Origin of the sequence: Spirochaeta thermophila DSM 6192, assembly GCF_000147075.1 — a bacterium.
In the GTDB taxonomy this organism is placed as follows: Bacteria; Spirochaetota; Spirochaetia; order Winmispirales; family Winmispiraceae; genus Winmispira; species Winmispira thermophila_A.
In genome coordinates this window covers 25,267-41,591 of sequence record NC_014484.1, presented here as the reverse complement: position 1 = coordinate 41,591, position 16,325 = coordinate 25,267, and the positions used below count along the sequence as shown (strand labels likewise).

The following is a 16,325-nucleotide window of genomic DNA, read 5'->3' as shown; positions in this document are numbered from 1 at the left end:
GAGCGCCTGTGTGAAGTCTATTCTCAGAGATACCTCCCGTTTTGTCAACTCGAGGAATCCTCACTTGACCCACATACCACCCCCTTTTAGACTAGAAGGTGATGATGCGAAAAATTTTCTTTCTCTTTGCCGCGTTGTGGGAAATGATCCGTTTCGCCTTTCTCTTCCTGATCCTCCAAGCCCCGATGCGGATCGAAGCGGGGAGGGCGTTGATCCTCCTCTGGCTCAGCGGGCCGGCCCTCCTCCTCGCCCTCCAGGCCTTCGCCTCCCTCTTCGAACGCCCCGCACAGGGCGCGAGACGACTCCACCTCTCAGGGAAACTCCTGCAGGTCCTCATGGGGCTCGCCCTCTTCCTCTCCACGCTCCTCTCCACACCCGTGATCCCACCGCTCTTCATCATCGCCACCACTGGCATAGACGCTCTCATCTTTCTGGGGCTTCTCCTCGATCGGTCTTCCGTCCCTCCGTCTCATGGGACCACCCCCCTACAGGAAAAGGATGAGCCATGCACATCTTCCCCATAGCCAGTGGTAAAGGAGGTGTGGGAAAATCTCTCATCGCGACGAACCTCGCCATCGCCCTCGCCCAGGCGGGCAAAGAGGTGGTCCTGGTGGACCTCGATCTGGGAGGATCGAACCTGCACCTCATGCTGGGCATCCCCGCTCCCCGCGGCATCGGTAGCTTCCTCACCACGCCGGGCCTCTCCTTCCAGGACATCGTAGGTCCCACCCAGTACGAACGGCTGAGATTCGTTCCCGGGGACGCCGAGATCCCTGGTGTCGCGAACCTCACCGCCGGACAGAAGAAGAAGCTCCTCTCACACCTCAGGAAGCTTCACGCGGACTACCTCATCATCGATCTGGGGGCCGGAACACACATCAACACCCTGGACTTCTTCCTGATGTCCAACAACGGCATCATCGTGACCACCCCCACCCCGACCGCCACGGTGAACGCCTATCTTTTCCTCAAAAACGTGATCTTCAGACTCCTCTATCTCTCCTGCAAGAGAGGAAGCGAAGGCTACCAGTATCTCAAGAGGCTCGAGAAAGAGGGAAAGGCCTTCCAGGAGCTCTATCTCCCGAAGCTCGCCGAACTCATCAAGGAAGTGGATCCGGAGAGCTACGAACAATTCACCCGGTCCCTCTCCTCATTCCACCCACGGCTCATCCTCAACATGCTCGAGCAACCCCAGGACACCGTGAGGGCCCAACGCCTCAGACGATCCTGCCAGCAATACCTGGGCATCGACATCGAACACCTCGGCATCATCTACAGAGATGACCTCCAGGACATCGCCCTCTCCTCGAAGCTCCCCATACTCGTCTACAAACCGGATTCGGTCCTCTCCCAGGCCGTCTATCGCATCGCCGACAAACTCCTCCAGATAGGTGAAGAGGAGACATCGCTCCTCGACATCGAGGAGATAGACGAATCCTTCCAGGAAGCCGACGTGGAAGCCCAGATCGACTTCGAGAACAAGATGGAATACGTGGAAGAACTCCTCCACACCGGGACCCTCACCATGGGAGACCTGGTGGAGACCGTGAAGATGCAGCAGATGGAGATCAACAGGCTGAGGAAGGAGAACCAATTCCTCAAAGCCCAACTCGTAAAGGCGATACAGAACGGATTCCTCCCCGAAACCCGAGGGAAATAGACCTGCGTATGACCACACAGAAACTGACCGTCACAGGCAAGGCGCAGATCACGATAGACGAACAGAGACTGAGGGTCTCCCTCGTCTTCACCAAGGGGGAAGACGGGGATCCCCTCTGGAACGTCGCAACCCTCAAAGAAGTCCTCGAACAACACGGACTCGAGGGAAAGGTACCAGAACAACGCCTCCGGGAAGCCCTCAGGAGAATCGCCCAGAGCAACGATCACATCGTCACACTCACCCTGCTTGAAGGCATCCCTCCGGAAAAACCCGTACCCGAGACCGTCACCTGGGCGAAAGACCTCTCCATCCCCCCCGAGATGGAGAAAGACATCGAAAAGGTCCTCGCCAAGGCCCCCCCTCCGGAGATCTACAGGGAACTGCAGGAGACGGTAAAAGAAGAAAAGGAAGTCCTGAAAAAGGCGGCACTCCCCTTCCTGCCTCCCAAAAAGGAGAAGATCACCGTCACGCACAAGAAGACGAGGAGGGAAAAGGTCTATGTGGACCCCACCGTGCGCTCCTCCTTCTACGTGGAAGAAGGGAAGAAACTGGGGGTCGTCTCTCCCGCCGTCCCCGGCCTCCCGGGACAGGACATCTTCGGAGAGGAGATCCCGCCCACAGTACTCGCCGATCCCTCGTTCTATCCCGGTGAAGGTATCCGGAAGGAGAGAAACGAGCTGGTCGCCCTCACCACGGGGATACTCCGGGTGGGGAGGAACTGGGCGGACATCATCCCCTTCCGACCCCACAGGTGGGAGGTGGAACTCTCTCCGGACAAGGCCTCCTGTTTCCTCTCCCTGTACCCCGGTACGGAGGACGCACAGTTTCCCGATGTATCGCTCATCATCCAGAAGGTCGTGACCCTGGGGTATCCCGAGGAGCGCCTCCTCTCCCCGGAGGAGATACAGGAACTCATCCGCCTCGCGATCGTTCGCAGGTCGCCGCTGGAACGGGTCCCCATCTCGAAAGACCGGGATGCATCCTTCTCCATACACATATCGGAGGACAAGCTTCTCGCCACCCTCACCATACGGAAGGGTGCGGGGAGGGGGAAACCCCTCAACCTCAAGGAAGTGGGGAAGGCCATCAAGGAGAGCGGCCTCAAACCGCTCGATTACAAAAAGATAGGAGAAGACATCCTCGCCTTCTACCACAGCCCTGAGCTCGAGCTCAAGGACTACGTCCTGGTGAAGGGGACTCCCCCCCAGAAGGGGGCGGACCGCACCCTCGAACCCTCGGTGCACTACCTCCCCGATGAGGAAGCGAAGGCGATCAAGGAGAAGACGGCCACCGTGGTCGAGGCATACAAGGGCATCCCCTCCATCGTGGAGTTCTCCCTCCAGGAGGTGGAAAAGCTGGCCTATGTGGAAAAGGACCAACCCATCTTCCTCATCAGCCCCGCCACCCCGGGACAACCCGGAACCGATGTCTTCGGGAACCAGATACCGGGACTCCCGGGAGACACCCCTCCCCTCGTGATCCACGAGAACATCGAAGAAAAAGGCAACCTCCTCATCGCCACCATCCAGGGCATCATGGAACAGGGAGAAAAGGACGGAGTCCTCCACCTCAGGGTCCGGCCCCATCGCGACGCCCGCATCCTGGTGGAGACGAGCCCGGACGACATGGAGGCCTACCTCACCCTGGAAGAGGGGGTGGGCACGGGGCGAAAGCTCACCTTCGAGGACATCCTGAAGGCGATCCGCGAAGAAGGGGTGGTAAAGGGGGTGGACGAAGGTCTCGTGAAGGAGGCCCTCCGGCGCGCCCAGGAAGAGGGAGAGGTGAGAAGGGCGCTCGTCGCACGGGGAAAGGAACCGGTGGCAGGAGGACAGAGGAGGATAGAGTTCCTCGTCCCCCTCCCCTCGGGGAAGCCGTTCAAGGAAGGCCCCTCGGGGCAGGTCAACTTCAAGGAGCAGGACCGCTACACCGTGGTGGACGAGGGGCAGCCCATCGCGAGGATCTTCCCCCCGGCCCAGCTCCCGGAAGAGGGATGGGATCTGAGGGGGAGAGTCCGCAAGCCCCTCCAGACCAGACCGTCCGAGATCACCACAGGGGAGGGAGTGAGGGAAGAACCCCAGGAAGACGGCACCATACTCCTCCTCTCCACTCAACGCGGGGTGCTCTCGTACGCGGGGGGAAGGATCGACATCCTCTCTCGTCAGGTGATAAAAGGCGATGTCGACCTCTCCACCGGAAATCTGAGGCTCACGGGCGACATCACGGTGAAGGGATCCGTGCGGAGCGGGTTCTATGTGATCACCACCGGATCGATCCTGGTGGAAGAGGGCGTGGAAGCGGCCCTTCTCTCGGCAGGGAAGAGCGTGATCATCAAACAGGGCATAAAAGGGGGAGGCAAGGCGGTGGTGAGGGCCAAGGAGGACATAAGCGCCCGATTCGCCGAACACACCCGTCTCCTCGCCGTAGGCGACATCCACCTCGGCACGGCCTGCTACAGGAGTCTCGTGAAATGCAACGGCAGACTCCTGGTGGGACCCGAGAAGGGAGTCCTCCTGGGGGGGAAGGTGAAGAGCCGCCTGGGGGTGGAGGTGGGAACCCTCGGTTCCGAGAAAGGCCTGCGTACAGAGGTTTCCTTCGGACAGGACTACCTCATCGAAGATCAGATCGAGATAGAGGAACAGGAGATCACCAAGCTCAAGCAGCAGATCGTGCAGCTCGACAACGAGATACAACGACTCGCCCGAAACGGTAATCCGGGGAAACGCCAGGAACTCCACGCACGCAAGTTCCGACTCCTCAAAATCATGGAGAAACGTTCCTTCCGCCTCTTCACGCTCAGGGAACGATTCGAGCAGCACTTCGAGTCGTCCATCATCGTCCATGGCACCATCCACCCCGGCGTGGTGATAGAATCGCACGGAAGGATTCACGAAATCAGGAGTCCCCAGAGAGCCGTCCGTATCACCTTCGACCCCCAGTCGGGCCGTATTGAAATCAACCCCCTTGCCTCTTCATAATCTGAGGAAGGAAAGGAGATCCCATGGCCTACGTCTTCTATCCCTCCTGGCTGAGTCCCGAAATCATCCCCGGTCTGCCTTTCAGGTGGTACAGCCTCATGTACCTCGTGGCCTTCGCCATCGCCTATGTGCTCATGGCCCACCAGGTGCGAGAGCGCAGACTGCCGGTCACCACGGACGAACTTCTCAACTTCTTCTTCTGGGGAATCGTGGGCCTCCTCCTCGGCGCCCGGATATTCGCCGCACTGGTCTACGATCCCAGCGGCACGTACCTGAGGAATCCCCTCCTCATCTTCTGGCCCTTCGATGAACACGGCCGTTTCGTGGGCCTGAGAGGAATGAGTTACCACGGCGGGCTCATCGGGGGAACACTCGGCGTGCTCCTCTATTGCCTACGACACAAAAAAGACGTGCTCGAATGGGGGGACATGCTCACGGCCTCCATCCCCTTGGGCTACACCTTCGGAAGGCTCGGCAACTTCATCAACGGTGAGCTCTACGGCAGGGTGAGCGCCCTCCCGTGGGCCATGATCTTTCCCGAAGCAGAACGCTTCCCGGCAAAGGAGTCATGGGTACAGGAGTTCGCCCAGAGGACGGGCTTTCCCCTCCCTTCAAGCAACGTGCTCGTGAACCTTCCCCGTCATCCTTCCCAGCTCTACGAGGCCTTCTTCGAAGGCATCGTACTCTGGGCGCTCCTCTGGTTCCTCGTGCGCCCACGGCGTCCGTTCAAGGGAGCCGTGCTCGCCTGGTACCTCGTAGGATACGGAGGCTTCCGGTTCGTGCTGGAGTACTTCAGACAACCGGACGCCGGGATAGGATTCCCCCTCATGCTCGAGCCATCCAAGGCGAACCCGCACCTTCTCCTCTCCCCCTTCAACTTCACCACCGGCCAGATCCTTTCCTTCTTCATGGTCCTCGCAGGGGTGATCCTCCTCCTCGTCCTTCCACGCATGCAGGGTCGGACACGCCGGAAGGGAACGGCATCTCACACCGAGTAGAGGCGCTTCGCCTTTCTCAGACGCTTCCTGGAAGCCCGGATCTCATCGCCGTAGAGCTCGAAGACCTTTTCGAGGCGCTTCCTCAAGGTGTGGAGACCGAACTCTGCCCGCGCCACCTGGAATGTCTCCTCCACCCGAACCTTCCTCTCCTCGGGATGCGTGAGCACGTGGTGGATCTCCTCCACCGTCCGATCGGGAATGATGAGCCTGCCGTCTTCGTCATATCGATCGCGAACCTCGATGAGACGCATTCCCGGAAGCTTGATGTCGGTCTTGTAGACCAGATAGGTGGTGGTGACCACCGGCACCCGGGCCGCGACAGCCTCGAGGAGCGCGTTCCCGAAACCTTCCCAGAGAGGAAGGTAGGTGACGAGGTCGGCATTCACCAGCACGTCCCGGTTGGTATAGAGCTTTCTCCCTTCCGCATCACGCCCCCGCACCGCACTCACCCTCTCCGCGATGAGATGGAGGGGGATCCCCTCCCTCTCGGCGAGGGCTTTTATCTGATCCACGTAATCCACGTCGGGTTCATCCCCCTGATACAGAGAGATGATGTAGTGCACCCTCCCCCTCAGATCGGGATAGGCCCGGAGGAGCGCCGCGATGAGACGGATCGAATCCTCGATACGCTTCCTGCGAACGATGCGAGTGGGCTGTACGACGAGGATGTCCCGTTCGGAGAATCCCAGCTCCTGTCTGAAATCACTGTTGTAGTCATCGAGGACCACGGGATGATCGAAGTCCTCGCAGTTGGGTACCACATGGGGGGAAACCCTCTTGATGGAGGTGAGGATGTGGGCCGCATAGGAGGAAATCACCACGTGCTCGAGTCCTATGTCCGAAGGAGGCATGATCCTGTTGAGAAAGGTCTCTATCCGGTTGTTGCTGAACCTGCTGCGCTCCCACCAGAAGTCGTGATGGTGGAAGATCGTAGCCACCCGTTTTTCGGTGGCCACATGGTGGACCGCCACGCCTCCCAGGAGGGTCATGGGCATGGCGTTGGTGTTCTCAGCGATGAGCACATCCAGATCGAAGTCCTTCACCTTCTCGAAGAGGTGTTCACCCACTTCGAGCCCTTCCCTGATGCACTCCTCCACGTAGCCCTTGAGCTTCTCCTCGGTCAGGTATACCGGCACCTTGTTGAGATACGGGAAGAAGATACGCTCGTAATGCCGCTGAGATGGAGAGTCGAACCTGATCTCGGGAAACACCACTTGGTGTTCTTCGGGAATGAGCGTGAGAGGGGCGCGATACTTCCCCGCGATCGTCACGACCTCATGTCCCATCTCTTGGAGTACCTTGATCCACTTTTCCACCTCCAAGGACACCCCATCTACATCGCCTAGTTTTCCGCTCACGAATCCTATCCGAAACGAGTCCATACGACTCTCCTTTTCTGGAAAAAACGCTCTTAGTTTTTTATACTAAAAAAAACCCCATTGATGAAGTGAGGTTATGAGTACTCTCATCGTCTACTATTCGCACACGGGAACCACGCACGAGATCGCGGGTATCCTCAGGAACAGACTCTCATGCGACATAGAGCGGATCTCGCTCCAGCATCCACTCCCCCCAAGGGGATGGAGGCTCTACCTCCTCGGAGGGTACCAGTCCATCTTCAGGAGAAGGCCGCCACTCAACCCTCTCGGCAAGGATCCTTCCCTTTACGACACGGTGATACTGGGATTCCCGGTGTGGGCCGGGCATCTTCCTTCCCCCATGAGGAGTCTCCTCTCCTCCGGTACGATCCACCACAGGCGGTGCGCCATCTTCTGTTCGTACGCCGGGAATCCCGGCAAGGCGCTTGAGGAAGGGGTGCGTCTCCTCGAGCACCATGAAAACCGGGTGGTGAGCATCGCCGGCTTCAGAGAGAAGATGCCGTCGGAAGATCGGGAACAGACCATCCTCTCCTGGGCGGAGACTCTCCAATGAGAGGCCTCCGTCTCACCTCATCTCCACGCAGGGCAAGACTCATATTCCCTGTGCTCAAGGCCCTCGGTCGAGGGATCGGATGGTTCTTCCATCTCTCCGGTGAGGGCCTCGAGAATCTCTCGGCTCTCGATCCCCCGTTCCTCATTCTCGCGAACCACGCCTCCAACCTCGACCCCGTGTTCGTCAACCTCTTCGCTCCCTCTCTCATCCGCTTCGTGGCCTCCGACTCCCTCATCCGCACCCCACTCTCCCACATGCTCTTCGCCCTCATGGACGTCATTCCCATCACCAAGCAGGTAGCCGACACGGGAACGCTGCGCGGCATCTTCCAGGCGCGACGAGACCGTCGCATCATCTCCCTCTTCCCGGAGGGACACGCCACCTGGGACGGGACGACCCTTCCTCTCACGCCCGGGACCGCCCGCCTCGTCCAGGCCCTCCGCGTCCCCGTGATCACGGCCACCATCCGAGGCGCCTTCCTCGCCGCGGGAAGGTGGCGCCGACGCGCCGTCCGGGGCCCCGTCTCCGTGCGGTTCCACACCCCCCTCTCCCCGGACCACCTCACGCCCCTTCCTCCCCCTGCCGTGGAGGACCTCCTCGCCTCCCGTCTCGCCCACGACGAATGGGAGGCCCAGAAGCAGGATCCCCTCCCCCTCCTGGGTCCACGGGCCGAGTACCTCGAGCGCACCCTCTTCCTCTGCCCCTCCTGCCTTTCGCACGGGACCCTCCGTTCCTCGCTCCACACCCTCTCGTGCACCGTCTGCGGTCTCGCAGTCCAGGTCGATCCCTTCGGATTCCTCCACGGCCCCATCCCCTTCACCACCATGAAGGAATGGAACACATGGCAGCGAGGGACATACCCCTCCCTCCTCTCGTCCCTCCCGGAGCACTCCCCCATCCTCTCCGCACCCGCATCCCTTCTCACCGGCCCTCTCCGCACCCGCCCCCGCCTCCTCACCTCCGGGACCCTCTCCCTCCACCGGACACACCTTCGGCTCACCACCCCCTCGGGGAACCACGCGCTTCCCCTCGATCGCATACGCGGGCTCAACATCCAGAAACACGAACGCCTCGAGTTCCTCCTGGGCCCGACCCTCCACCGCATCGCCTTCCATGACCCCCGCACTTCGGCGTACCTTTGGTACTTCTCACTACACCTTCTCAAGGAGCACCCATGAACATGGATTGGACCCTTCCCATGGACTTCGCGGTCATCTCCCTCCTCCTCCTGACCGCCACCTTGCTCAAGCGAAAGGTCCCCCTCCTGAGGAAGCTCCTCTTCCCCAACGCCCTCATCGCCGGCTTCATCGGCCTCCTCCTGGGCAGGGACCTCCTCCATCTCATCGAGATCCCGGAGGAACGCCTCGGGGCCTACGTCTACCACCTCATGGCCATCGGATTCATCGCCCTCGCCCTCAAGGAGCGCACACAGCGTGACATGCCCACCATCGTACGCACCGGCGCCTTCATCGTCTCCGGCTACCTCCTCCAGGGCATCATCGGCCTGGGCCTCACCCTCCTCCTCCTTCCCTTCATCCCCCACCTCTTTCCCGCGTTCGGCCTCCTCCTCCCCCTGGGATTCGGACAAGGTCCCGGCCAGGCCTACTCCATAGGCTCCCGCTGGGAAGCCCTTGGCTTCCCGCACGGCGGCAACATCGGCCTCTCCATCGCCACCATTGGTTTCCTCTGGGCCTGTCTCGGCGGGATCGTGGTCCTCAACATCCTCTTCGGAAAGGAGGCCCGCAAGGCCGTACCCGACGACGAGGAGAGCCCCCACCTGCCGGGCGAGGTGGTCGAATACGACGCACCGGGCGACATCCCCCTCACCGAATCCATCGACCGTCTCAGCATACAGGGCGCCCTCATCGGCCTCGTCTATCTCGCCACCTACCTTACCCTCAAGGGTGTCGAACTCCTGCTCGAAGGCACAGGAACCTTCGGGCAGACATTCTCCCAGCTCCTCTGGGGCTTCCACTTCATCGTCGGTTCCCTCTACGCCATAGGACTCCGCCTCCTCTTCAACCTCTTCAAGCGGAAGGGCCTCATGCATCGCACCTACCCCAACAACTATCTCCTGTCCCGCATCTCCGCAGGGGCCTTCGACTACATGATCACCGCCTCCATCGTCGCCATCTCCCTCGACGTCTTCACCGCCAACCTCCTCCCCATCCTCCTCATCACCACCACAGGAGGACTCGCCACCGTCCTCTTCAGCCTGTCCGTGGGACGACGCATCTACCACCACCACTGGAAGGAGAACGCCACGGCGGTCTACGGCAACATCACCGGCACCATCTCGACCGGCCTCGCCCTCATCCGGGAAGTGGATCCCCTCTTCTCCTCCCACGCCGCCGAGAACCTCGTCTTCGGAAGCGGCGTGGGCCTCGTCATGGGCCTCCCCCTCCTCGTCGTCCTCAACCTTCCGGTCTACGGCTACCTCACGGGAACCCCCTCGCTCTACTGGATCACCATGGCCATACTCGTCCTCTATTTCGCAGGCCTCCTCGCCTTCACCTTCCGGAACGCCGCCCGCACCCGCCCCACCCCTTGAGCAAGGCATCCCTTCCGACTCATAATCGAAGGAGGGAGGAATCATGAACCCCGAGCCGCAGCCCTCCACCGAGGAGAGAGGGCTCTCCCTCCTTCATCTCAAGGATCTCGACATGCTCCTCGAGACCATACTGCGGCACGCCCGTACCATCACCGGCGCCGACGCCGGTTCCATCTATCTGAGAGAAGGAAACGCCCTGAAGATCGCCTACTCCCAGAACGCCACCCTGGAAAAGAACCTCCCTCCCGGCCGGAAGCTCATCTACGAGATATTCGCCCTCCCCATCAGTGCGAAGAGCATCGCAGGATACGTGGCGCTCACCCGGGAACCCCTCATCATAGAGGACGTCTACCAGATCTCTCCCGAGGCCCCCTACCGGTTCGAAGCCACCATGGACAAGGTGGCCGGCTACAGAACCGTCTCCACGCTCACCATCCCCCTCCTCACCCCGCAACGTGACCTCCTGGGCGTCCTCCAGCTCATCAACGCCAAAGACACCGCGGGCAGGATCCGAACCTTCACCCGCGTGGATCTCGAGGCGGTCTCACAGCTCTGTCTCGCCGCCTCCTATTCCCTCCAGCAGGCCCGCATGATGCGACAGATCATCCTCAGGATGATCCGCATGGCCCAGATGAGGGATCCGCACGAGACGGGCGCCCACGTCAACCGCGTGGCCGCCTATGCCGTTGAACTCTACGAAGCGTGGGCCATCTCTCACTCCGTCCCGCTCCAGGAGGTGATCCACACCCGTGACATTCTGAGGATGAGCGCCATGCTCCACGATGCAGGCAAGGTGGCCGTACCCGACAGCATCCTCAAGAAACCCGGTCCCCTCACACCCGAGGAACGGAGCGTCATGGAGACACACACCTGGAGAGGCGGAGAACTCTTCATCGATCGATCCTCGGAGTTCGACCAGGCCTCGTTCGAGATCGCCCTCACGCACCACGAGCGCTGGGACGGGACCGGGTATCCAGGGGTCCTCGACCCCGCCACCGGAGAACTCCGACTCGAGACCCGGCGGCCACTCGCGGGAGAGGAGATCCCCCTCCTCGGGAGGATCGTGGCCATCGCCGACACCTACGACGCCCTCACCTGCCGGCGCTGCTACAAGGAGGCCTGGGAAGAGGAGAAGGCCCTCGAAGAAATCCAACGTCTTGCGGGTACAGCCTTCGATCCCTCGCTCGTGGAGACCTTCCTCTCCATCCATCCCAACATCCAACAGATCAGGAAGCGTTACCCCGACCCTGTCATGGAGGCCTCATGAAACGTCCCGCGACCCGCACCTTCGGGATCCTCACGAGTGGGGGCGACTGCCCCGGACTCAACGCCGCCATTCGAGGGGTCACCAAGGCGGCCTACTGGCGGTACGGCATGAGCATCATCGGCATCTCCCACGGATACCGCGGACTCATAGAGGGGGACGCGCGGCTCCTCCATCCTCGGGACTTCGACGGCATCCTCACGAGGGGCGGGACCATCCTCGGGACCTCCCGAGAGAAACCTTTCAAGCCCGATCCTGGAGAGAAGGATTCCGAAGCGGGGAGCCGGAAAGTGGAGGCCATCATCGAGAACTACCACAAACTCCACCTCGACTGTCTGGTGGTCCTGGGAGGCAACGGCACGCACAAGACCGCCTACCTCCTTCAACAGGCGGGTCTCAACGTCATAGGACTTCCCAAGACCATTGACAACGACATCTGGGGCACCGACGTCACCTTCGGCTTCCACAGTGCCGTCGACATCGCCACCGAGGCCATCGATCGCCTTCACTCCACGGCCCACGCGCACAATCGGGTCATGGTGATCGAAGTCATGGGCCACAAGGCAGGGTGGCTCGCCCTCTATGCAGGGATCGCAGGGGGCGGGGATATCATCCTCATCCCCGAGATCCCCTACGACCTGGCTCACATCGTCCACCACCTCCAGACCCGACAGCAACGAGGAAAGGAATTCTCCATCGTCGTGGTCGCTGAAGGGGCCCTCTCGCGCGAAGAGTCGCTCATGTCAAAAGAGGAGAGGAAAAAGAGGCGCAAGAAGAACCGCTTCCCCACCAAGGGCTACGAGGTGGCCCACCTCATCCAGGAAGCCACCGGTATGGAGACCCGCGTCACCGTGCTCGGCTATCTCCAGCGAGGAGGGACGCCTTCACCCTACGACCGGCTTCTCGCCACCAGGTTCGGGACCGCGGCCGCGGAACTCCTCTATCGAGGCGACTACGGGAAGATGGTGGCCCTGCGGGACGGAGAGGTGGTCGCCATCCCGCTCGGAGAGGTGGCGGAAAAACTGAAGACCGTCCCCCCTGACCATCCCCTCATCGACACGGCCCGTGCCGTGGGCACCTGCTTCGGCGACGGCGTGTAGTACTTTTTGAAGCCTTCCGTATACAAAAAGATACACAAGTGGCCATCCCCTCCATCCTCCGGAACGACCATTCGACAATTGCTTATGGAAAAAAGAGATAAAAGGCACGCATTCCTCCTCTCTATGGCACGATTATTGCAGAGTCTTCCCCCGAGGAGTGAAGATGATCAGCCAGTACGTACTCGATCGACCGGTACAACAGGAAGTGTTGAGGAAGTCCCTTCACATGTCCATCGCCCTCTCCCCCGGAGTGGCGAACACCCTCGGCGCCCTTCCCACCATCATCCTCCTGGCCCTCGGGGTGACGGCCTACACCCTTGCGGAGGCCCTCCGCATCTCCGGAAGGAGAGTAGGTCTCATCTCGCTCATCACCGAGTGGGCCTCGCGGGAGAGGGACAGGGACCGCTTCGTCCTTGGTCCGGTGACCCTCGGACTCGGCGCCATGCTGGCCCTCCTCCTCTATCCCGCACCAGCGGCTACCATCGCCATCTATGCCCTGGCCTTCGGTGACGGATTCGCAAGCCTCATGGGACGGAGCCTTGGAGGTCCCAGGATCCCCGGCACCGGCGGCAAAACCATAACCGGAGCCTTCGCGTGCTTCCTCGCCGTGTATGCGGCAGCCTTTCCCCTCACCCGCCATCCTGGGGAAGCGGCGGCCATCGCGCTGAGCGCCACGCTCCTGGAACTCGTCCCGGTGGACGATCTCGACAACATACTCCTTCCCGTGGGAACCGGGCTCATCGCGAGCATCTTCTTCTCGTCCTAGAGACGAGGCGCGCCTGTCACCGTGACCCTGTAGTGCTCCCTCCCGTAGAGGACCATCCCCGTGATGAGAAAGAAGAGGCCGAGGAGCAGTCCTCCTTCCTCGAACCACCCGTAGAAGACCACCGTATACCCGGCCACCATGGAAAACGCCCCCGTCGTCCCCTGGAGGAGGGGCCGCGGGGCATGGACGAGATATGCGGTCAAAAAACCCGCGAGCGTGCCCATCGTGAGCATGCCGACGAGGAGACCGTACGACGGGAGGTCGAGAGGGGGGAAGAGACCCGCGTACGCGAGAAAGTGTGTATTGGAGAGGGGAAGCGTCCAGGCGAGAAGCGCGCCGGCAAGTCCGATACCCAGGGAAAGCCGTCCCACCCTGGGATACGGAAACCCAAGGGCATAGAGGGATGCCGCGCCCAGGCTCGCAAGACCGAAGAAGTAGCTCCAGTAGAGGATCCTCACCGCGAAGACCTGGAGGAAAAGGGGCCCTCCCGTCCGATGGGCATACCAGGCGAGCGCCTTCACTCCCCCCATCCCCACCGAGAAAAGGAACAGGAGGAAAAAATAGATCTCGGGGGAAACCGAACGTGCGAAGAGGTACCGCACCACCTGCAGTCCGATGAATCCGCTCAACGAGAGCAGGAGCGCCGAGAGGAGGATCGGCAGGGCCTCATCCCCGCCGGGAACACCTTCGAGCCCCCGTACCCGTACGGCGATCGAAACAGAGACCAGGAACACCGCCGCGAGGGCGATCTGGGCTCCTGTGATCACGATATTCCTCTGCTGAAGCGTCATCGAAAAGATGATATACTTTTTGTCACGAAAACACTATAGTAACAGGAAGAGGGTTCGATACTCTAAAAAGGGAGGCCCATGACGATGAAACGCGCCCTTCTTGCGCTCGTGCTCTCACTCATCCCCCTCACGCTCTCGGCGGGGGACGCCGCCGCCTTCCTCAACCTGGGATTCTCACCCGACGGTCGGTACTTCCTCTTCGGCGTACACGGCGTGGAGGAAGAGACATCCCATCCCTACGCCGAACTCTATCTCGTGGACGTACCTCGGAACGAGTTCGTCCCGGCGGGAATCCAGCGGAAAACCTTCGCCGTCTCGCTCCTTCCGGGGCAGGAAAGCATCGGAGCCCTCCTCGCCCTGCTCTACGACGCCCTCCCCCTCGTGGAAAAACACCGGATCGATCACCTCCGTCAGGGGAGGCTCCTCTACATACTGCTCGACGGGGAGCGACCGAAGGAATACCTCGAGTTCAGGGACTTCTACACCTCCACCCTCTATCGGGTCACCCTCATTCAGACCCAGAGGGGGAGCAAGGAGACATCGGAAGCCGCCTTCCACCTCCAGGTCGTCATCACGGGAAGAGATGGGAAGCACAGAACCTATCTCGTGGGAAGGCCCAACTACTATCGCAAGGGGGTCCAGGAGTACAGGATCCGCCAGGTCATCCTCGCCCCCGACGATGTCTCCCTCGTCTTCGTGATTGAGAAGACGATCTACGCTCCCACCGGTCCCTCCATCCGTTACATGGTGGAGACCATTACACCATAATCCATTTCTTGACATAGACTTCATCCTCACAGTACAATCCTTCCGCACCGCACGTTCACATTCCCTATCAAAGAAGAGAGGAACGATGGCTGAACAGATTACCCCGAGAGAGGTGAGCTATTCCGACTGGTTCGTCGACATCGTGCTCAAGGCCCAGCTCGCAGACTACAGTCCGGTGAAAGGGTGTATGGTCATCCGACCGCGGGGATATGCGATCTGGGAGAAGATCCAGTCACAGCTCGACCGCATGTTCAAGGAGACAGGACATCAGAACGCCTACTTTCCCCTCCTCATCCCCGAGAGTTTCCTCCACAAGGAAGCGGAGCACGTGGAAGGGTTCTCCCCTGAACTCGCAGTGGTCACCCATGGTGGAGGCGAGGCATTGGAAGAACCCCTGGTGGTTCGTCCCACTTCGGAGACCATCATCTGGAGCATGTACAAGAAGTGGATACAGTCGTACCGGGATCTTCCGCTCCTCATCAACCAGTGGGCCAACGTGGTGAGATGGGAGAAACGGACGAGGCTCTTCCTCCGCACCACCGAATTCCTCTGGCAGGAGGGACACACCGCCCACGCCACCAGGGAAGAGGCCGAGGAAGAGGCACTCAGGATGCTCCACGTCTACCGGGAATTCGCCGAGGAATACCTTGCCCTGCCGGTCTTCTACGGGAGGAAAACCGAATCCGAGAAGTTCGCAGGAGCGGTCACCACCTACTCCATCGAGGCCATGATGCAGGACAAGAAGGCCCTCCAGGCAGGCACGAGCCACTTTCTGGGTCAGAACTTCGCCAAGGCATTCGACGTGACATTCCAGACCCAGGCGGGCACCCTCGACTATGTCTGGGCGACATCCTGGGGGGTCTCCACCAGACTCATCGGGGCGGTGATCATGGCGCACTCGGATGACAGGGGTCTCGTGCTTCCTCCCCGTATCGCCCCCACCCAGGCGGTCATCATCCCCATCTATACCAAGAAAACCGTGGACCAGGTGGCCGACTACGCAAAAAGGGTCTTCGGCCGGCTGGCCGAGGCGGGACTTTCGGTGGAGATGGATCTCGACGACCAGAACTCTCCGGGGTGGAAGTTCGCCGAATGGGAACTGAGAGGAGTCCCCATCAGAGTGGAGGTGGGCCCTCGGGACATGGAACAGGAGAAGGCCGTGCTCGTACGCAGGGATACCGGAGAGAAGAGGGCTGTGTCCGTCTCCCGGCTTCCCGAGGAGATCCCCGTGCTCCTCGAGGAGATCCAGAAGACCCTCTTCCGGCGGGCAAAGGACTTCAGGGACGAGCACACCCACTACGTGGAAGATTATGACTCCTTCAAGCGGATCATCGAGGACGGTGGGTTCGTCTTCGCCCCGTGGTCAGGGTCTCCCGACGTCGAGGCCAGAATCAAGGAAGAGACAAAGGCCACCATACGGGTCCTGGAGTTCGGCAACGAGGAGAAGGCCTCCGGGAAGAATGATATCCTCACCGGAGAACCGGCGCGACACATCGCCCTTTTTGCAAAGAGCTACTGAA

Annotated in this window: 14 protein-coding genes; 12 read left to right on the top strand and 2 right to left on the bottom strand. The window is 60.8% G+C overall.

The genetic code is table 11. The features are described 5' to 3' along the window. Nucleotides 1-101 precede the first annotated feature (101 nt). From STHERM_RS00190 to lgt, 4 genes are read left to right on the top strand one after another with little or no spacing between them, the layout of a single operon-like run. The gene (locus STHERM_RS00190; protein WP_013312855.1) at nucleotides 102-524 is read left to right on the top strand and encodes a hypothetical protein; all 423 of its coding nucleotides are present in this window, start codon (nucleotides 102-104) and stop codon (nucleotides 522-524) included. Continuing rightward, complete coding sequence (locus STHERM_RS00185) at nucleotides 506-1,660, top strand: P-loop NTPase (protein ID WP_013312854.1); 1,155 nt, start codon at nucleotides 506-508, stop codon at nucleotides 1,658-1,660. The genes STHERM_RS00190 and STHERM_RS00185 overlap by 19 nt, the downstream gene beginning before the upstream one ends. 8 nt (nucleotides 1,661-1,668) lie before the next feature. Beyond that, complete coding sequence (locus STHERM_RS00180; protein ID WP_013312853.1) at nucleotides 1,669-4,635, top strand: flagellar assembly protein A; 2,967 nt, start codon at nucleotides 1,669-1,671, stop codon at nucleotides 4,633-4,635. Nucleotides 4,636-4,658: 23 nt separating this feature from the next. After that, complete coding sequence (gene lgt, locus STHERM_RS00175) at nucleotides 4,659-5,633, top strand: prolipoprotein diacylglyceryl transferase (RefSeq protein ID WP_013312852.1); 975 nt, start codon at nucleotides 4,659-4,661, stop codon at nucleotides 5,631-5,633. On the opposite strand, the gene STHERM_RS00170 is transcribed toward lgt, so the two are convergent. Beyond that, nucleotides 5,621-7,015 (bottom strand): glycosyltransferase family 4 protein, encoded by a 1,395-nt coding sequence (locus STHERM_RS00170; protein ID WP_013312851.1) that lies wholly within the window; start codon nucleotides 7,013-7,015, stop codon nucleotides 5,621-5,623. The genes lgt and STHERM_RS00170 overlap by 13 nt on opposite strands. A 73-nt stretch (nucleotides 7,016-7,088) precedes the next feature. Between STHERM_RS00170 and STHERM_RS00165 the strand changes: the two genes are divergently transcribed. The 6 genes from STHERM_RS00165 to STHERM_RS00140 all read left to right on the top strand — a co-directional run bounded on the left by STHERM_RS00165 (nucleotide 7,089) and on the right by STHERM_RS00140 (nucleotide 13,246). Continuing rightward, on the top strand, nucleotides 7,089-7,565 hold the full coding sequence (locus tag STHERM_RS00165) for a flavodoxin family protein (protein ID WP_013312850.1): 477 nt from the start codon (nucleotides 7,089-7,091) through the stop codon (nucleotides 7,563-7,565). Further along, entirely contained in the window at nucleotides 7,562-8,743 is a 1,182-nt protein-coding gene (locus STHERM_RS00160) for a lysophospholipid acyltransferase family protein (protein WP_013312849.1), read from the top strand. The genes STHERM_RS00165 and STHERM_RS00160 overlap by 4 nt, the downstream gene beginning before the upstream one ends. Continuing rightward, nucleotides 8,740-10,116, top strand: a complete 1,377-nt coding sequence (locus tag STHERM_RS00155) for a sodium:glutamate symporter (RefSeq protein WP_013312848.1) — start codon at nucleotides 8,740-8,742, stop codon at nucleotides 10,114-10,116. Before STHERM_RS00160 ends, STHERM_RS00155 begins: the two co-directional genes overlap by 4 nt. Nucleotides 10,117-10,159: 43 nt before the next feature. Beyond that, nucleotides 10,160-11,383 (top strand): GAF and HD-GYP domain-containing protein, encoded by a 1,224-nt coding sequence (locus STHERM_RS00150; protein WP_013312847.1) that lies wholly within the window; start codon nucleotides 10,160-10,162, stop codon nucleotides 11,381-11,383. Then, entirely contained in the window at nucleotides 11,380-12,480 is a 1,101-nt protein-coding gene (locus tag STHERM_RS00145; protein ID WP_013312846.1) for a 6-phosphofructokinase, read from the top strand. The genes STHERM_RS00150 and STHERM_RS00145 overlap by 4 nt, the downstream gene beginning before the upstream one ends. 163 nt (nucleotides 12,481-12,643) lie before the next feature. Further along, on the top strand, nucleotides 12,644-13,246 hold the full coding sequence (locus STHERM_RS00140; RefSeq protein ID WP_013312845.1) for a diacylglycerol/polyprenol kinase family protein: 603 nt from the start codon (nucleotides 12,644-12,646) through the stop codon (nucleotides 13,244-13,246). Here STHERM_RS00140 and STHERM_RS00135 read toward each other — a convergent pair. Next, nucleotides 13,243-14,037, bottom strand: a complete 795-nt coding sequence (locus STHERM_RS00135) for a hypothetical protein (protein WP_013312844.1) — start codon at nucleotides 14,035-14,037, stop codon at nucleotides 13,243-13,245. The two genes, STHERM_RS00140 and STHERM_RS00135, sit on opposite strands and share 4 nt — an antisense overlap. Before the next feature lie 84 nt (nucleotides 14,038-14,121). Here STHERM_RS00135 and STHERM_RS00130 point away from each other — a divergent pair, with 84 nt between their 5' ends. Beyond that, nucleotides 14,122-14,805 (top strand): DUF2259 domain-containing protein, encoded by a 684-nt coding sequence (locus STHERM_RS00130; RefSeq protein WP_013312843.1) that lies wholly within the window; start codon nucleotides 14,122-14,124, stop codon nucleotides 14,803-14,805. Nucleotides 14,806-14,890: 85 nt separating this feature from the next. After that, complete coding sequence (gene proS, locus STHERM_RS00125; RefSeq protein WP_013312842.1) at nucleotides 14,891-16,324, top strand: proline--tRNA ligase; 1,434 nt, start codon at nucleotides 14,891-14,893, stop codon at nucleotides 16,322-16,324. The last annotated feature ends 1 nt before the right edge of the window (nucleotide 16,325 follow it).

Bases quoted from the DNA above. Each gene is read 5' to 3' on its own strand.
- STHERM_RS00135 (WP_013312844.1), bottom strand. From the start codon at position 14,037: ATGACGCTTCAGCAGAGGAATATCGTGATCACAGGAGCCCAGATCGCC.
- STHERM_RS00170 (WP_013312851.1), bottom strand. From the start codon at position 7,015: ATGGACTCGTTTCGGATAGGATTCGTGAGCGGAAAACTAGGCGATGTA.
- STHERM_RS00140 (WP_013312845.1), top strand. From the start codon at position 12,644: ATGATCAGCCAGTACGTACTCGATCGACCGGTACAACAGGAAGTGTTG.
- STHERM_RS00150 (WP_013312847.1), top strand. From the start codon at position 10,160: ATGAACCCCGAGCCGCAGCCCTCCACCGAGGAGAGAGGGCTCTCCCTC.
- proS (WP_013312842.1), top strand. From the start codon at position 14,891: ATGGCTGAACAGATTACCCCGAGAGAGGTGAGCTATTCCGACTGGTTC.
- STHERM_RS00145 (WP_013312846.1), top strand. From the start codon at position 11,380: ATGAAACGTCCCGCGACCCGCACCTTCGGGATCCTCACGAGTGGGGGC.
- lgt (WP_013312852.1), top strand. From the start codon at position 4,659: ATGGCCTACGTCTTCTATCCCTCCTGGCTGAGTCCCGAAATCATCCCC.
- STHERM_RS00160 (WP_013312849.1), top strand. From the start codon at position 7,562: ATGAGAGGCCTCCGTCTCACCTCATCTCCACGCAGGGCAAGACTCATA.
- STHERM_RS00185 (WP_013312854.1), top strand. From the start codon at position 506: ATGCACATCTTCCCCATAGCCAGTGGTAAAGGAGGTGTGGGAAAATCT.
- STHERM_RS00165 (WP_013312850.1), top strand. From the start codon at position 7,089: ATGAGTACTCTCATCGTCTACTATTCGCACACGGGAACCACGCACGAG.
- STHERM_RS00180 (WP_013312853.1), top strand. From the start codon at position 1,669: ATGACCACACAGAAACTGACCGTCACAGGCAAGGCGCAGATCACGATA.
- STHERM_RS00155 (WP_013312848.1), top strand. From the start codon at position 8,740: ATGAACATGGATTGGACCCTTCCCATGGACTTCGCGGTCATCTCCCTC.
- STHERM_RS00190 (WP_013312855.1), top strand. From the start codon at position 102: ATGATGCGAAAAATTTTCTTTCTCTTTGCCGCGTTGTGGGAAATGATC.
- STHERM_RS00130 (WP_013312843.1), top strand. From the start codon at position 14,122: ATGAAACGCGCCCTTCTTGCGCTCGTGCTCTCACTCATCCCCCTCACG.